This is a genomic window from Spirillospora sp. CA-108201, from assembly GCF_050936235.1.
Classification (GTDB): domain Bacteria; phylum Actinomycetota; class Actinomycetes; order Streptosporangiales; family Streptosporangiaceae; genus Spirillospora.
Genome location: NZ_JBNJNE010000001.1, coordinates 5,604,490 through 5,620,000 on the forward strand (window position 1 = coordinate 5,604,490; position 15,511 = coordinate 5,620,000).

At 72.3% G+C, this 15,511-nt stretch carries 12 protein-coding genes; 6 read left to right on the plus strand and 6 right to left on the minus strand.

The features are described from left to right. Nucleotides 1-236 precede the first annotated feature (236 nt). Nucleotides 237-1,214: a DUF8083 family protein gene (locus tag ACQEU6_RS26950; RefSeq protein WP_499335825.1), complete on the minus strand. Its 978-nt coding sequence runs from the start codon at nucleotides 1,212-1,214 to the stop codon at nucleotides 237-239. Between the two features lie 45 nt (nucleotides 1,215-1,259). On the opposite strand from ACQEU6_RS26950, the gene ACQEU6_RS26955 reads away from it, so the two are divergent. Both ACQEU6_RS26955 and ACQEU6_RS26960 read left to right on the plus strand, forming a co-directional pair. Next, nucleotides 1,260-2,342, plus strand: a complete 1,083-nt coding sequence (locus ACQEU6_RS26955) for a Leu/Phe/Val dehydrogenase (RefSeq protein WP_499335826.1) — start codon at nucleotides 1,260-1,262, stop codon at nucleotides 2,340-2,342. A 333-nt stretch (nucleotides 2,343-2,675) separates the two neighbouring features. Then, a complete protein-coding gene (locus ACQEU6_RS26960; RefSeq protein WP_149260363.1) occupies nucleotides 2,676-2,882 on the plus strand; it encodes a DUF3073 domain-containing protein in 207 nt (68 codons plus the stop codon). A gap of 205 nt (nucleotides 2,883-3,087) precedes the next feature. Here ACQEU6_RS26960 and purM read toward each other — a convergent pair whose 3' ends face one another. From purM to ACQEU6_RS26980, 4 genes are all read right to left on the minus strand, one after another. Beyond that, on the minus strand, nucleotides 3,088-4,128 hold the full coding sequence (purM, locus tag ACQEU6_RS26965) for a phosphoribosylformylglycinamidine cyclo-ligase (RefSeq protein WP_499335828.1): 1,041 nt from the start codon (nucleotides 4,126-4,128) through the stop codon (nucleotides 3,088-3,090). Then, nucleotides 4,125-5,579 (minus strand): amidophosphoribosyltransferase, encoded by a 1,455-nt coding sequence (gene purF / locus ACQEU6_RS26970; protein WP_499335829.1) that lies wholly within the window; start codon nucleotides 5,577-5,579, stop codon nucleotides 4,125-4,127. The genes purM and purF overlap by 4 nt, the downstream gene beginning before the upstream one ends. 503 nt (nucleotides 5,580-6,082) lie before the next feature. Next, a complete protein-coding gene (locus ACQEU6_RS26975; protein ID WP_499335831.1) occupies nucleotides 6,083-6,751 on the minus strand; it encodes a LamG domain-containing protein in 669 nt (222 codons plus the stop codon). A gap of 46 nt (nucleotides 6,752-6,797) precedes the next feature. Continuing rightward, nucleotides 6,798-7,241 (minus strand): sterol carrier family protein, encoded by a 444-nt coding sequence (locus ACQEU6_RS26980; RefSeq protein WP_499335833.1) that lies wholly within the window; start codon nucleotides 7,239-7,241, stop codon nucleotides 6,798-6,800. 126 nt (nucleotides 7,242-7,367) lie between these two features. On the opposite strand from ACQEU6_RS26980, the gene ACQEU6_RS26985 reads away from it, so the two are divergent. The 4 genes from ACQEU6_RS26985 to ACQEU6_RS27000 all read left to right on the plus strand — a co-directional run bounded on the left by ACQEU6_RS26985 (nucleotide 7,368) and on the right by ACQEU6_RS27000 (nucleotide 12,470). After that, nucleotides 7,368-9,245: a serine/threonine protein kinase gene (locus ACQEU6_RS26985; RefSeq protein ID WP_499335835.1), complete on the plus strand. Its 1,878-nt coding sequence runs from the start codon at nucleotides 7,368-7,370 to the stop codon at nucleotides 9,243-9,245. A gap of 135 nt (nucleotides 9,246-9,380) precedes the next feature. After that, nucleotides 9,381-10,544: a S8 family peptidase gene (locus tag ACQEU6_RS26990; protein ID WP_499335836.1), complete on the plus strand. Its 1,164-nt coding sequence runs from the start codon at nucleotides 9,381-9,383 to the stop codon at nucleotides 10,542-10,544. A 149-nt stretch (nucleotides 10,545-10,693) separates the two neighbouring features. After that, on the plus strand, nucleotides 10,694-11,662 hold the full coding sequence (locus ACQEU6_RS26995; RefSeq protein WP_499335837.1) for a coiled-coil domain-containing protein: 969 nt from the start codon (nucleotides 10,694-10,696) through the stop codon (nucleotides 11,660-11,662). A gap of 322 nt (nucleotides 11,663-11,984) precedes the next feature. Beyond that, nucleotides 11,985-12,470 carry a hypothetical protein gene (locus ACQEU6_RS27000; protein WP_499335838.1) on the plus strand — a complete coding sequence of 162 codons (486 nt, stop codon included), beginning with the start codon at nucleotides 11,985-11,987 and terminating at the stop codon, nucleotides 12,468-12,470. A 269-nt stretch (nucleotides 12,471-12,739) separates the two neighbouring features. Here ACQEU6_RS27000 and purL read toward each other — a convergent pair whose 3' ends face one another. Continuing rightward, on the minus strand, nucleotides 12,740-14,941 hold the full coding sequence (purL, locus tag ACQEU6_RS27005; protein WP_499340353.1) for a phosphoribosylformylglycinamidine synthase subunit PurL: 2,202 nt from the start codon (nucleotides 14,939-14,941) through the stop codon (nucleotides 12,740-12,742). Nucleotides 14,942-15,511: the final 570 nt, after the last annotated feature.

Genomic DNA, 15,511 nt, shown 5'->3' on the forward strand with positions numbered 1-15,511 from the left:
CCTGCGATTGATCCTCGCGTGGTCACTGATGTCCCCTATGGCCCGAAAGAGCCACTATGACATCACAACGTGTAACCTTGCCACCACTCAGCGCAACAAGCAAGTTCCTGGCGGTAGTTGCGTGCAAACATCCCCGCGAGAGCGGGGAAGTGTGCTTGTCCGATGGCTGCTGGGTCACGCTGCGTGATTCTAGCGACACGTATAGTCGTATCGCGCGCGGATTCGGGAAATTTGTTTTAGTTCGCGGCCTCAAGCGCCCGTACGGGCCGCCAGCGGGCCAGGAGACGCTTGTACATCGCGACCGTCAGCTCGACCTCACCTCGCTCCATCCCGGTGAGGGCCACGGTCATCTCCGCGACCGACTCGTCGGTACGGAGCGTGGCGTCGTCCAGGAGATGGACGAGGCCGCCGTAGTCGAGCTCCACGAGCGCGCGGGCGTGGAACCCGCCGAGCCACCGGCCGAGGGTCTCCAGCCGCCCCGCCGACAGGAGGTAGACGTCCTGCGCCCCCTCGCCGAGGTTCTCGCGCACCACCGGGAGCGCGGCCGCCACCCGGCGGCGGGCCTCCTCCATCGAGGTGACGTAGATCAGGGTCCGCGCGGGCGCCGCCGTCGCCGGGCCGGGGCCCGCGACGTCCTCGGCCGTGTCGTCCGCCAGCCGGTAGCCGGTCCCCGGCGTGCCGAGCATCAGGCACCGCTCGCCGCGCGCGAACGGCACGAACCAGTCCAGCGGGACGTGCCAGGTGCTCGTCAGGATGTGCGGGCGCAGCGAGCGGCCGGCGTTCTTCCACTGCTCGAAGTCGCCGCGCACCCGCTCGGACAGGGGCGGCGGGACGAAGGCCGCCGCCACGCCCGCCGCGTGCTCCTCCCTGAAGCGCTCGAAGGCCAGCCAGGACCGCAGCCGCGTCCCCCAGGGGCACACGTAGATCATGTCCTCCAGGCGCCGCACGTAGGCGTCCCTGCTCTCCCGCTCCGGGACGACCTCGGGCGGCGAGCCCGTCAGCCTGAGCACCGCCTCCCGGAGCTCCGCCCCGAGCGCATGGATCCGCCTGGGACGGCGCCTGGAGTCGGCGTAGACCGTCCACAGGGTCCGCGCGGGCTCCGGGAAGGCGGTCACCGGTTCATAAACCCGTAGGTACGCCGCGTACGGAAGCACCATCGCATCGTGACATGAGAATCGCATCGTGACAGGAGATTCGGTCGGGCGTGGCGGCATCGCGCGCCCTAGGCTGATCTTAGAGACAGAGAGGAGGGCACTACCGTGCCTAATGTCTTCGGGGCGCCCCACAAGGGCACCGAACCCCGACACGAGCAGGTCGTCTTCTGCCAGGACGAGGCCAGCGGCCTGCGCGCCATCATCGCCGTCTACTCCACCGCGCTCGGCCCGTCCCTGGGAGGCACCCGCTTCTACCCGTACGGCTCCGAGGAGGAGGCCCTCGCCGACGTGCTGAACCTGTCGCGGGGGATGGCGTACAAGAACGCCCTGGCCGGGCTCGACCTCGGCGGCGGCAAGGCCGTCATCATCGGCGACCCCGCCACGGACAAGTCCGAGGCGATGCTGCGGGCCTACGGGCGGTTCGTCCAGTCGCTGAACGGCCGGTACTACACGGCGTGCGACGTGGGCACCTACAGCGAGGACATGGACATCGTCGCCCGCGAGTGCCGCTTCGTCACGGGACGGACGGTCGCGCACGGCGGAGCCGGCGACTCGTCCATCCTCACGGCGTTCGGCGTGTTCCAGGGAATGCGGGCCGCGGCCGAGACGGTGTGGGGCCAGCCCACGCTGCGCGGCCGCCGGGTCGGGGTGGAGGGCGTCGGGAAGGTCGGCCACCGCCTGGTGGAGCACCTGCGCGAGGACGGCGCCGACGTCGTGATCTGCGACGTGGACGAGGCCGCCGTCGACCGCGTCCGGGCGCTGCACCCCGAGGTGGAGGTGGTCTCCGACGGCGACGCCATGGTCCGCACCGAGCTCGACGTGTACGCGCCGTGCGCGCTGGGCGGCTCCCTCAACGACGACACCGTGCCCGTGCTGGCCGCCAGGGTCGTCTGCGGCGCCGCCAACAACCAGCTCGCCCACCCGGGTGTGGAGAAGCGCCTCGCCGACCGCGGCGTCCTGTACGCGCCCGACTACGTGGTGAACTCCGGCGGCGTGATCCAGGTCGCGGACGAGATCGAGGGCTTCAACTTCGACCGCGCCAAGGCCCGCGCCGCGGGAATCTACGACACCACCCGGAAGATATTCGCGCTGGCCGCCGACGAGGGCGTGCCGCCGGCGGTGGCCGCCGACCGGCTCGCCGAGCGCCGGATGTCGGAGGTCGGCAGGCTGCGCGGCATCCTCCTCTGAGATCCCGGAACCGCGGCTCTGAGCTCCGGGAACGCGCGATCCGGGAGTGGGGTTTCTCGACCTCATTAGACCGTTGCAAAACCGTTGCGAGGGCCGCCGTGGGGCGGCGTACGACCGTCCCACGGTGGCCTTCGCACGTTCTCGTGACCACCGGATACACTGTTGTCATCAGCAACAGGGGCGCCGCCACGTACCGTCGATGTACCGAGCCAGGCGCAAAACGGGTACGGTTGTACCCGTGACTGACGCATGGCTCATCAGGCACCGGTTCGTGTGGTACACGCGCGCGTTGATGGGCCCACGAAAGCCCTGACCATCGAGGGGGTCGAGCCAATGGGTCGCGGCCGAGCCAAGGCCAAGCAGGTGAAGGTTGCCCGGCAGCTCAAGTACAGCACCGGCAACACGGACCTCGACCGCCTGAAGGATGAACTAGGAGTCAGCGACTCCGGCGAAGACTCCTATGACGAGCTCGCCGAGAAGTACGCCGACTACGCCGACGACTACGGCACGGAGCCCCGCAAGGACGGCACCTCCGGTTGACCGGCTGACAGCACGCCACCGCCCGCACCGCCGGGCGGTGGCGTTTGTCGTGGGCCGGGCACGCCCGAGGGCCGCCGCTCACGCCGAGCGACCCCACGGGCCGCGTCCGGTGTCCGGCATGCCCTCGTTGACCTGAGAAGCCCGAGAGGCGCTCAGCACCCCGTTCAGCCCCGTCCGCGAGGTCGGCGGGCCGGCGGGAGGCGGGTCAGCGCAGGGCCGCGCCGCCGGCGCCTTCGGTGATCTCACCGAGGGGCCAGGACGGGACGCCGCGGGAGGCCAGCAGGCGCAGCGCCTCGTCGGCGCGGTCCGGGGCGACGATCGCGGCCATGCCGACACCGAGGTTGAACGTCTTGTCCATCTCGGCCTGCGGCACGTCGCCGTGCGCCTGGAGCAGGCGGAACACGGCCGGGACCTCCCAGGACGAGCGGTCCAGCACGGCGTCCACGCCCGGTGGAAGCGACCGGGCCAGGTTCGCCGCCAGCCCGCCGCCCGTGATGTGCGAGAACGCCCGCACTCCGCCCGCCTCGGCCAGGGCCAGGCAGTCCTTGGCGTAGATGCGCGTCGGGGTGAGGAGCTCCTCGCCCAGCGGGCGGTCGAGTTCGGCCGGCTCGGTCTCCAGGGTCAGGTCCGTCGTCGCCAGGATGTGCCGGACGAGCGAGTACCCGTTCGAGTGGATGCCGGACGACGCCATGGCGATCACGACGTCGCCCGCCTTCACGCGTTCGGGCCCGAGGATCCGGTCGGCCTCGACGACGCCCGTCCCGGCGCCCGCCACGTCGAACTCGTCGGCCTCCAGCAGGCCGGGGTGCTCGGCGGTCTCGCCGCCCACGAGGGCGCAGCCGGCCAGGGCGCAGGCGTCCGCGATCCCGCCGACGATGTCGGCGACGCGCTCGGGGACGACCTTGCCGCAGGCGATGTAGTCGGTCATGAACAGCGGCTCGGCGCCGCACACGGCGAGGTCGTCGATGACCATGCCGACCAGGTCGTGCCCGATCGTGTCGTAGACGCCGAGGCGCCGCGCCAGGTCGACCTTGGTGCCGACGCCGTCCGTGGACGTCGCGAGCAGGGGCCTGCTGTAGCGCAGCAGCGCCGAGGCGTCGAAGAGCCCCGCGAACCCGCTGACGTCGTCGACGACCTCGGGCCGCCGCGAACGGGCCACCCGGGACTTCATCAGCTCGACGGCGCGCTCGCCCGCCGCGATGTCGACGCCTGCGGCCTCGTAGGAGGTCGTCGGGCGGTCCGTCATCGGGTGGCCTCCAGCAGGTGCTTGCCGCGGGCGTCCTGCTCCACCGGGATGGGGTACTGGCCGTCGAAGCACGCCCGGCACAGGTTGTCCTTGGCGATGTGCGAGGCGGAGATCAGCTCGTCCAGGGAGATGTAGCCGAGCGAGTCGGCGCCGATGGAGTCGCGGATCTCCTCCACCGACAGGTTCCCGGCGATCAGCTCGGCCCGGGTCGCGAAGTCGATGCCGTAGAAGCACGGCCAGGAGACCGGCGGGCTGGAGATCCGCACGTGCACCTCGGCGGCGCCCGCGTCCCGCAGCATCGACACGATGGCGCGCTGGGTGTTGCCGCGCACGATCGAGTCGTCCACCACGACCAGGCGCTTGCCCTCGATCGCCTCCCGCAGCGGGTTCAGCTTCAGCCGGATGCCGATCTGGCGGATCGTCTGGGACGGCTGGATGAACGTCCGGCCGACGTAGGAGTTCTTCACCAGGCCCTGGCCGTAGGGGATGCCGGACGCCTCGGCGTAGCCGATCGCGGCCGGCGTGCCCGACTCGGGCGTCGGGATGACCATGTCGGCCTCGACGGGGTGCTCGCGGGCCAGCCGCCGCCCGACCTCGACGCGGGTGGCCTGGACGCTGCGCCCGGCGATCGTCGTGTCGGGCCGCGCCAGGTACACGTACTCGAACAGGCAGCCCTTCGGGCGCGCCTCGGCGAACCGCTCGGACCGCACGCCCTCGCCGTCGAGCGCGATCAGCTCGCCCGGCTCGATCTCCCGGACGAACCGGGCGCCGACGATGTCGAGCCCGGCGGTCTCGGAGGCGACCACCCAGCCGCGGTCCTCCAGGGAGCCGAGCACGAGCGGCCGGATGCCCTCGGGGTCGCGGGCGGCGTAGAGGGTCCCCTCGTCCATGAAGACCAGGGAGAACGCGCCGCGGGTCGCCGGGAGGATCTCCCGCGCCGCCTCCAGCGCGCCGCCCTGGCCGCGCGCGGCGAGCAGGGCGGTCAGGACCTCGGTGTCGGTCGTGGCGGTCAGCTCGCCGGGGTCCAGCCGCGCGGCCAGCTCCGGCGTGTTGATGAGGTTGCCGTTGTGGACGAGCGCCAGCCCGCCGTCGTCGGTGGACCGGAACGTGGGCTGCGCGTTCTCCCACGTGGGCGAGCCGGTCGTGGAGTAGCGGCAGTGGCCGACGGCGATGTGGCCCCGCAGGGTGTTCAGCACCGACTCGTCGAAGACCTGGGCGACGAGGCCCATGTCCTTGAAGACGACGATGCGCGAGCCGTCGCTCACGGCGATGCCCGCCGACTCCTGCCCGCGGTGCTGGAGCGCGTACAGCCCGTAGTACGTGAGCTTGCTCACTTCGGCCCGGGCCGCCTGCTCGGCGGGCACCCAGACGCCGAAGACCCCGCAGGCGTCCTGCGGAGCACGGTCGGAGGGATCGATGTCGTGGCTCAGACGTCCGTCACGGAGAGGCACGTTCGCCAGTCTAGATGCCCGGTTCACCTGCTCCGATCGGTGGGATCTCCTTAACCGACCTTTACTCCCCGAAACCACGGGGATCACGGGGTGCGGGGGAATCTGGGGACGACACGTGGAGGAACGCATGACCATGCCCGGGTACCGGCCCCACTCGCCCCCGGCGCCGCCGAGGCGGAGCACGCTGGCGCGAGCCTCCCAGGTACTCGGGATCGTCGGCCTGGCCGGGCTCGCGGCGTGTTTCGCGGGGATGCTCCCGGCGCTCGTGGGCCTCGTTCTCGGGACGGTGTCCCTCGCGCGCCGCGATCCCGAGCGGCGTCCCGCCCTCGTGGGGGTGGTCTGCTCCGCGCTCGCGCTCCTGATCGGCTCCGGGACGCTCTTCTGGCTGCTGAGCAAAGCCGCCCAGTGCGGGGACGTGGCCCGGTACCCCGACGACCTCTCGCGGCGCGGCTGCGTCGAACGCGAGTTCCCGTTCGCCCAGGCGACCCCCTGGACGCCCGGGTTCAGGCGCCCGGCTGGTCGGCCAGGGAGCGGACGGCCTCCTGCCCCAGCGCCGAGGCGTACACGCGCAGATCGTCGATGAGGCCGCCGAAGCCGGGCTTGGCGGGCTCCCTGCCCAGGTAGACGGGCCCCGCCGGGGTGACGACGGGATGCTCCAGCGGGGCGGCGGCGTCCTGCTCCCCGTCGACGTAGAGGACCATGCCCCGGGTGTCCACGACGAACGCGATGTGCGCCCATTCGCCCACGGTCAGCCGGGCCCGGCTGTCGACGTAGTCGGGGCCCCTGACGGTGAACAGCTGGACGCGCAGCCTCATCGCGTCCGGGTACAGCCACAGGCCGAGCCCGCGCGCGTCGTCCTCGGCGACGGGCTTGTACAGGAGGCTGCGCCACTCGCCGGTGGGCGCCTCGTCGACCCGGACGAAGAACGCCAGGCCGAACCCGAAGACCTGGCTCAGCACGAGCTGCGGCGCCGCGGGGATCACGGCGCGGTCGCGGCCGCCGAGCGACAGCGCCTCGCCGTCCCGGCCCGGGGCGATCCCCGCGTTCCCCGCCAGCTCGGCGGCGGGGGCGGCCCCGGCGGAGTCGGCGGCCCGGCGGCCGTCCACGGTGCCGGCGTCGAACGTCCAGTGCGCGATCAGCACGGGGACCACCTCCGGTAAGGCGCGCGTCACCCGCGCACGCTATGCGCGTCCTCCCCGCCGAGTCGAGAGGCGGGCCTCAGTCGAGGGGCAGCGGGAGGTGGGGCGTCAGGTCGGCGCGCGGGCCGCTCGCCCGCACCCGTCCGTTCGCCGCGGCGTCCTCCCAGGTGAGGCGGCCGGTGGCCAGCGCGATCCACGTGGCGGCGTCCATCTCCACCACATTCGGTGGCGTACCCCGGGTATGGTGCGGGCCGTCGATGCACTGAACGGCGGCGTGCGGGGGGACCCGCACCTCCACCGAACGACCGGGGGCCAGCTCGGCCAGCCGGTCGAGCAGGTACCGCACCGCTCCCCTGACCACCGGGCGGCTCGGTTCGGCGCCTCCCGCCTCGATGCCCGCGAGGACCGTGTCCAGAGCCGCGCGGCGCAGCGCGGCGGGCTCGTCGGCGCCGGTGTAGGGCGCGAGCCCGAGCGCGGCGCGCTGCTCGTTCAGGACGGTGGGGGAAAGCGGTGTTCGCGGCATCGCGCATGACGCTACCGGGTGAGCCTCGGCACCGCGCAGGCGGTAGAAAGGACCCCGCCAGGCATGGGGGTGCAGGGAACGGGGAGGCCGGGGACGCCGTCCCCGGAGGAGACGGAGGTTCGTCAGATGCCCGAGGCGCTGCCCCTGCAGCCGGGCGATCCGAGTCGGCTCGGCTCGTTCGAGATCACGGGACGGCTCGGCGTGGGCGAGCAGGGCGCCGTCTTCCTCGGCAGGGAACCGTCCGGACGCCCCGTCGCCGTGAAGGTCCTGCACGTGCGGCTGAGCGGCGAGCCGGTCGCCCGGTCGCGGTTCGCCGACGCGTTCGCCCCGGCCCGGAAGGTCTCCGGCTTCTGCACGGCGGCGATCCTGCACGCCGACGTCGAGGGCGACCGCCCCTACGTGGTGAGCGAGTGGGTCGACGGGCCGTCCCTCCAGCAGCTCGTGGACGAGGAGGGCGTGCGCGGCGTCGTCGTCGTCGAGCGCGTGGCGGTCGGCATGGCGGTCGCCCTGGCCGCCGTCCACCGCGCGGGCGCCGTCCACCACGATCTGAAACCCGGGAACGTTCTTCTCGGCCGGCACGGTCCCCGGATGAGCGACTTCGCCATCGCCCACGCCATGGAGGCCGTGAACGTGGCGTTCCGCGGGCACATGACGGAGGACCCGGCCTACAAGTCCCCCGAGCAGCTGAGCGGCATGGGCATCGGCCCCGCCGCCGACGTGTTCGCGTGGGCGTCGACCGTCATGTTCGCCGCCGCGGGCAGGCCGCCGTTCGGCGAGGGCTCGCCGTCCGAGGTGATGCAGCGGATCGTCTACGACGAGGCCGACCTGTCGGAAGTGCCCGACTCCCTGCGCGACGTCCTGACCGCCGCTCTGGCCAAGGACCCGGCCGAGCGCCCGATGGCCAGGACGATCCTCGAACGGCTGCTCGGCAAGGGCAGTGCGCTCGCGGAGCGCCTTCCGACCTCGATGGTCGAGGAGGGGCGCGCCCTCGCGACGGGCGTGATGGTCCGCCACAACCTGCCGCGGGTCACGCCGCCGCCGCGTTCTCCCATGGGAGCCCCGGGGAGCCCCATGGGAGCGGCTCCCCCGGCCGGGTTCACGCCGGGCCCGGCCATGCCTCCGGGGCCGCCTCCGGGCCCGCCTTCAGGGCCGCCCCCGGGGCCGGTCGGCGACTCCGCATCGCCTTCCGTACCGCTGTTCGGGAAGCTCGGGCGGTCCCGCCGCGCGCGCCCGGAGGCCGAGCGGCCGCCCGAGCCGCCCGCCGCCGACCTGGACCCCTCCGCGTTCGAGGCGACCACGACGCTCAGCGCGGTCGGCATGGACCGGCCCGAGCAGCACGCCCAGGCGGAGCAGACCGCGAGGTTCGACGCCGTCGGCGGCGACCGGACGGCCGCGTTCGACGCCGTCGACATGCCGCCCCCGGCCGACCCCACCGCGCCGAATCCCCTCATCCCGGGGCAGGGCCGCGAGGGCGGCGGGCACCGCTCCCCGAACCGCCCCTCGCCCTTCGCGGCCCTCGCGAAGATGCGCCGCCCCGGCAACCACGTCCTCGGCCTGGCGCTGTCCCTGGCCATCGGCGTCGGCGTCGGCGTCGCCATCATCGCGCTGGTGCTGTGGCCCCAGCTGAAGGCGGACGACGACGGATCGCCCCCCGACAGCACCAACACGTCCGACAACCGCCCGGTGACGACGATCCCGGCCTCGTTCACGGGGACGTGGAAGGGGACGGTGGTCAACACGGGCCGCAACGCGTCCTTCCCGGTGGAGATCACGTTCCAGAAGGGCGGGACGACCGGGCGCGCCCTGTACCCGCGGGAGAACTGCAACGGCACGCTCCGGCTCACCCGCGGCACCGAGAGCGCGCTGAAGATGAACCTGGACATCGGCAAGCCGTGCACGTCGGGGACCGTCCAGGTCACCCGGCAGCCGGACGGGACGCTCCAGTACACCTGGACGAGGCCGGGGACGAGCCTCGGCTACGGCGGGCGGCTCAGCCGGGCCTGACCGCTCGGCCGCCCCCGACAATGCGTCCAGATTGTCGTCTCTTATTAGGACAGTTCCGCTAGGGTTTCCCCTCGATCGAAACCATCGATCATGGGCGGGACGCCTCCGCGCGCTCCCCGGCACAAGGAGGGGACCTTGCGGACTGTCCACCGAAGGCTGCTGCTCGTCGGTTCGGTCACGGCGTGCCTCGGCGCCGCCGCGGCGTTCCCGGTGCTCGCCGACGACTCGTCGTCCCTGGTGAAGGTGACGGCGGCGGCGGGCACGCCGGTGCCCGGCCGGTACATCGTCACACTGAAGTCCGGAGCGTCCACCGACGCCGCCGCCAAGAACGTCAAGGCGACGGGCGTCCGGCGCTTCGACGGCGTCCTGAACGGCTTCGCCGCGCGGCTGAACGGCGACCAGCTGAACAAGCTGCGCCGCGACAACCGCGTCGCCGCGATCGAGCAGGACCAGATCGTCAAGGCCAGCACGACCCAGCGCGCGCCGCTGCCCTGGGGCCTGGACCGCATCGACCAGCGGTCGGCGAAGCTGTCCAAGACCTACACTTACAAGTCGTCCGGCAAGGGCGTGAACGCCTACATCATCGACACCGGCCTGGACGTCGGTCACAAGGAGTTCGGCGGCCGCGCCTCGGTCGCCTGGGCGGCGAGCAGGTTCAACGGCGACGGACGTGACTGCAACGGCCACGGCACCCACGTCGCGGGCATCATCGGCTCCAAGACCTACGGCGCCGCCAAGTCCGTGAAGCTGCGGGCCCTGCGCGTCCTCGACTGCAACGGCGAGGGCTCGATGTCGGACATCGTCGACGCCGCCAACTGGCTGCGCACCCACGCCGCCAAGCCGGCCGTGGCGAACCTGTCCCTCGGCGGCCCCAAGTCCACCGCGGTCAACACCGCCGTGATGAACCTGTCCAAGTCCGGGGTGTTCACCTCCGTCGCCGCCGGCAACGAGAACGTCGACGCGTGCAAGGTCTCGCCGGCCGGCGCGGGCTGGGTCATGGCGGTCGGCGCGACCACCAAGACCGACACGCGCGCCTCGTTCTCCAACTGGGGCAAGTGCGTCGACATCAACGCCCCCGGTTACGGCATCTACTCCACCTGGCCCGGCAACCGCAGCAAGGCGCTCAGCGGAACGTCCATGGCCGCCCCCTACGTCAGCGGTGTCGCCGCCCTCTACCTCTCCACCCACCCGAAGGCCACCTTCCCGACGGTGCAGAAGGTGCTGAACGACAACGCCACCCACGGCCTCAAGGGACTGCGTTCGCAGCCCAACAGGCTCCTGTGGAAGGGCAAGCTGTGAGTCCCGTCACGTAGGATGGCCCGGCTCCCAGCAAGGGGGCCGGGCATCTCGCGCCTTCGCCCGCTCCCGGCACCGCCGGGGTCTACTCTTGGCGAGGCAGACGGCTCTTTAACGTTCATTGACCTTCGGCCATGACGAGAGGAGAACACGTGGAGACCCCCGCCTCCACCCGTCGGCACGCTGACCGCCGCCGTGGCCGGCGACGCGCCGCCGCGGCTCTCGTGGCCCTCGCCGCCGCGGTACCCCTGGTCGCCGCCGCCACGCCGTCCGCGGCCGCCCCCGCGTCCCTGCCCCTCGACCCGGGCGACAGCGGCAAGTTCGCGAAGCTGAACCGCCAGATCGAGCAGCTCGACAAGGAGTACGGCGGCGACCTCGCCAAGCTGAAGGACGCCGAGTTCGCCGCGAAGAAGGCGCTGGACAAGTCCAACGACCTCCAGCGCGACCTCCGGGAGGCCCGCGGCGTCGTCGCCCAGCTCGCCGCGTCCCAGTACATGACGAACGGCGAGGACCCCACCGTCACCTTCCTGGCCGACGCGGACCCCTCCGACCTCCTCAGCAACGCCACCCTGGTCAGCCATCTCGCCCAGAACAAGGCGGGCAAGGTCGCCCAGATCCAGAAGCTCGTCAACGACCAGCTCGCGGCCCGCAAGGCGGCCCAGCAGAAGATGACGGAGCTCAACAAGGAGATCAAGGACCTGAGGCGGCGCAAGTCGCAGATCCAGTCCCTGGTCAAGAAGTACAAGCCCGAGTCCCCGAGCGTCGGCATGGGCGGCGTCACCCCCCGCATGCTCAAGGTGAAGAACACCCTCGACCTGGAGACGGGCCCCTTCCCCACGATCGGCTGCGTCCGGCAGACCGGCGACCCCCAGGACCACGGCACCGGCCACGCCTGCGACTTCATGGTGACCACGGGCGGCGTCATGGCCTCCGGCAGCGCCCAGGCCCTCGGCGACCGCACCGCCGACTACGCCATCGCCCACGCCAGCGCCCTGGGCATCAAGTACATCATCTGGCGCCAGCGCATCTACGACCTCCGCAGCCCCGGCTGGCGCGCCATGGAGAACCGAGGCGGCGTGACCGCCAACCACTACGACCACGTCCACGTCTCAGTTTTCTAGGCCCCGGCCCACTTCGCTCGCCTGGCGGCTCGCTGCGTGACCGGGCCTGGGCGAACGCGGCATCGCTTCGCGATCTGCCCGGTTCCGCTCGCCTCCGGCTTCGCTGCACCGGGCAGGTCACGCGTTCGCGTGCGTGGCCGAGGCCACTTCGAGACGGCCCACCCCGCTCTGACTAGAGGGCCTGCGCTCTGGACGCGCGCCTCTTCGCTCCGGCCTGCCCGCCTTTTCGCGGCGCGCGGACCCGACTTGCTGCCTGCGAACGAGCCCGGACGGTTTCCAGGTGAGTACGACCGACAACCGAGAGACCAGAAGGGCAAAGCCCATGATTTCAAACTATGACGGCCCCTCCCAGCAGGACGTCGACCGGGTGATGAGCGAAGGCGGCACGCTGACGTTCGACCTGGCAGGCGCCTACGGGGCGGCCGAGAAGCTCGCCCGGGCGTGCGAGCTGCTCTCCGGCCGCATCGATCTCCCCATCACGGAGATCCTCGCCGCCGGGGAGTTCGCCGTCCACGCCGAGCTGCGCCTGAGCGCCAAGGCCACGGGGGCGCCGGACCACACCGGCTCCTCCCAGCCGGACGACACCGACTCCTCCCAGGAGGACGTCGACCGGGTGATGAGCGAAGGCGGCACGCTGACGTTCCGCCTGGCCGACGACGCGAGCGAGCTGTACCCGGCCGTCCACGAGCTCTCCCGAGCGTGTGAGACGGTCTCCGGCCGCATCGACCTCCCCGACGTGGAGATCCTCGATGCCATGGACGACTTCGACGTCTTCGTCGAGGTGCGTCTGAGCCTCATGTCCGACTAGCGCGTCCACAACAGCGCGCCCCGTCCCCTGCCGGCCTCCTCCCGCCCTCGCGGAAGGAGGCCGGCACCTTTTCGGCCCCGGCTGAAGCCAAATGCGGGAGCTTCCGCGGTATCGGGTTCTGACCGGGGCCTGATGACGAGACCTTCTGCCGGCGGGTCCCCAACGGGGAGCGCGTCCTCGTCGCCCAAGCGCTGATCCGTCACCCGGACCAGCGAGGGGGTGACATGCCGAAGGGCGCCCCCGTTCGGGAGCGCCCTTCGTCGGTCTGGTCAGTCGGCGTAGGTCGGGAGCATGCGTTCGTGGGACTCGCGGAGTTCGGAGAGCCCGATGCTGAACAGCTCCTGCTGGTCGCCTTCGGGGCCGCGGCCCGTCACGTGCAGGCTGTCGCCGCCGGCCACGCCGAGCTGGCTGACCGGGACGCCCGCCGACTCGCACAGGGCGGCGAGACGGGACTCGGCGCCCGGACGGACGACGACCATGGCGCGGGCCACCGACTCGCTGAACAGCGCGACGAACGGGTCGCCGTGCAGGGTGATGCGGGCGCCGAGGCCGCCGCGCAGGCACGACTCCACCAGCGTCTGCGAGAGACCGCCGTCGGAGAGGTCGTGCACGGCGTTGACCAGGCCGTCGCGGACGGCCGCGACCATCACCGAGGCCAGCGCCGCCTCGGCCTTCAGGTCGACCAGCGGCGGCAGGCCGCCCAGGTGGCCGTAGACGACGTGCGCCCATTCCGAGCCGCCGAACTCCTCGCGGGTCTCGCCGAGGAGGGCGATCGTGGCGCCGTCGGTGGTCAGCGACATGTTCACCCGGCGGCGCACGTCGTCGTGGACGCCGAGGACGCCGATGACCGGGGTCGGGTTGATCGCGGTGTCGCCCGTCTGGTTGTAGAAGCTGACGTTGCCGCCCGTCACCGGGATGCCGAGGTACTGGCAGCCGTCCGCCAGGCCCGTGACCGCCTGCGCGAACTGCCACATGACGCCCGGGTCCTCCGGGGAGCCGAAGTTGAGGCAGTTGGTGACGGCCAGGGGCCGCGCACCGGTCGCGGCGACGTTGCGGAACGCCTCGGACAGCGCGAGCTGGGCGCCCGCGTACGGGTCGAGACGGGCGTAGCGGCCGTTGCCGTCCAGTGACAGCGCGATGCCGAGGCCCGACTCGTCGTCGATGCGGACCACGCCGGCGTTCTCGGGCATCGCCATGACGGTGTTGCCCAGGACGTACCGGTCGTACTGGGAGGTCACCCACGTCTTGCCGGCGAGGTTCGGGGACCCGGCCAGCCAGAGGACGGTCCGGCGCAGCTCGTCGCCGTTGGACGGGCGGGTGAGCCGCCCCGGGGTGTCGGACTGCAGGGCGCCGAGGTCGTGCGGAGGCGCCAGCGGGCGCTGGTAGACGGGGCCCTCGTCGGCGGCCGTGACCGGCGGGATGTCGACGATCGTCTCGCCGCGCCACGTCATGACCAGCCGGCGGGTGTCGGTGACCGTCCCGATCACGGTGGCCGGGATCTCCCAGCGGGCGCAGATCTCCATGAAGCGCTCGACCTTGGCGGGCTCCACCACCGCCATCATGCGCTCCTGCGACTCGCTCATGAGGATCTCCTCGGGGAGGAGCGTCGCGTCGCGGAGCGGGACGGCGTCGAGGTCGACGTGCATGCCGCCGGTGCCGGCCGCGGCCAGCTCCGTCGTCGCGCACGACACCCCGGCGGCGCCGAGGTCCTGGATGCCGACCACGAGGTCCTCGCGGAACAGCTCCAGGCAGCACTCGATGAGCAGCTTCTCCATGAACGGGTCGCCCACCTGGACCGACGGCCGCTTCTGGTGCGACTCCTCGTCGAAGGTGGCCGAGGCGAGCACGGACGCGCCGCCGATCCCGTCCGGGCCGGTCAGGGCGCCGAACAGGATCACCTGGTTGCCGGGGCCGGGGGCCACCGCGCGCTTGATGTCCTCGTGCTTCATCACGCCGACGCACAGGGCGTTCACGAGCGGGTTCTGCTCGTAGCAGGCGTCGAAGACCGTCTCGCCGCCGATGTTGGGCAGGCCGAGGGAGTTGCCGTAGCCGCCCACGCCGGCCACGACGCCCGGCAGGACGCGCTGGGTGTCGGCGGCGTCGGCCGGGCCGAAGCGCAGCGAGTCCATGACGGCGATGGGGCGCGCCCCCATCGACATGATGTCGCGGACGATGCCGCCGACGCCGGTAGCGGCGCCCTGGTACGGCTCGACGTAGGACGGGTGGTTGTGCGACTCCACCTTGAAGGTGACCGCCCAGCCCTGGCCGATGTCCACGACACCGGCGTTCTCTCCCATGCCGACCAGGAGCTTGTCGGTCTTCGGGGCCTTGTCACCGAACTGGCGCAGGTGCACCTTGGAGCTCTTGTAGGAGCAGTGCTCGCTCCACATGACGGAGTAGATCGCCAGCTCGGCCGAGGTGGGCCGGCGTCCCAGGATGTTGCGGACGCGGGCGTACTCCTCCTCGTTCATCCCCAGTTCGGCGTACGGCTGGGGACGCTCGGGAGACGCGGCGGCGATGGCGACCGTGTCCGTGCCACCGTCGTAGTACGCGGGCGGCTCGATGGCGGGCTGCGGACCGGTGCTGCGGCCGATGGCGGGCGGCTGACCCGGGCCCCGTCCGAGGGCGGGCTGGGGGCTGGTTCCGGTGCCGACGGCGGGCTGCGGGCCCGTTCCGCGTCCGACGGCGGGCTGCGGGCCGGTGCCGGAGCCGATCGCGGGCAGCGGGCCCGTCCCCGGGCTGACCCTGGGCAGCGGGCCCGTCCCCGGGCTGACCCTGGGCAGCGGCCCCGTCCCCGGGCGGACGGCGGGCAGGGGGCCCGTTCCGGGTCCGACCGCGGGCTGGGGGCCGGTGCCCCGCCCGATGGCGGGCAGCGGGCCGGTGGCCGGGCGCACGGTCGGCTGCGGGCCGGTGCCGCGCCCCACGGCGGGCTGGGGACCCGTCCCCGGGCCTACCGGAGGCTGGGGGCCGGTACCGGGGCCCTGCGACAGCGGGCCCGTGTTCAGGTCGATGAGAGGCTGCGGGCCGGTGCCCGGACGAAC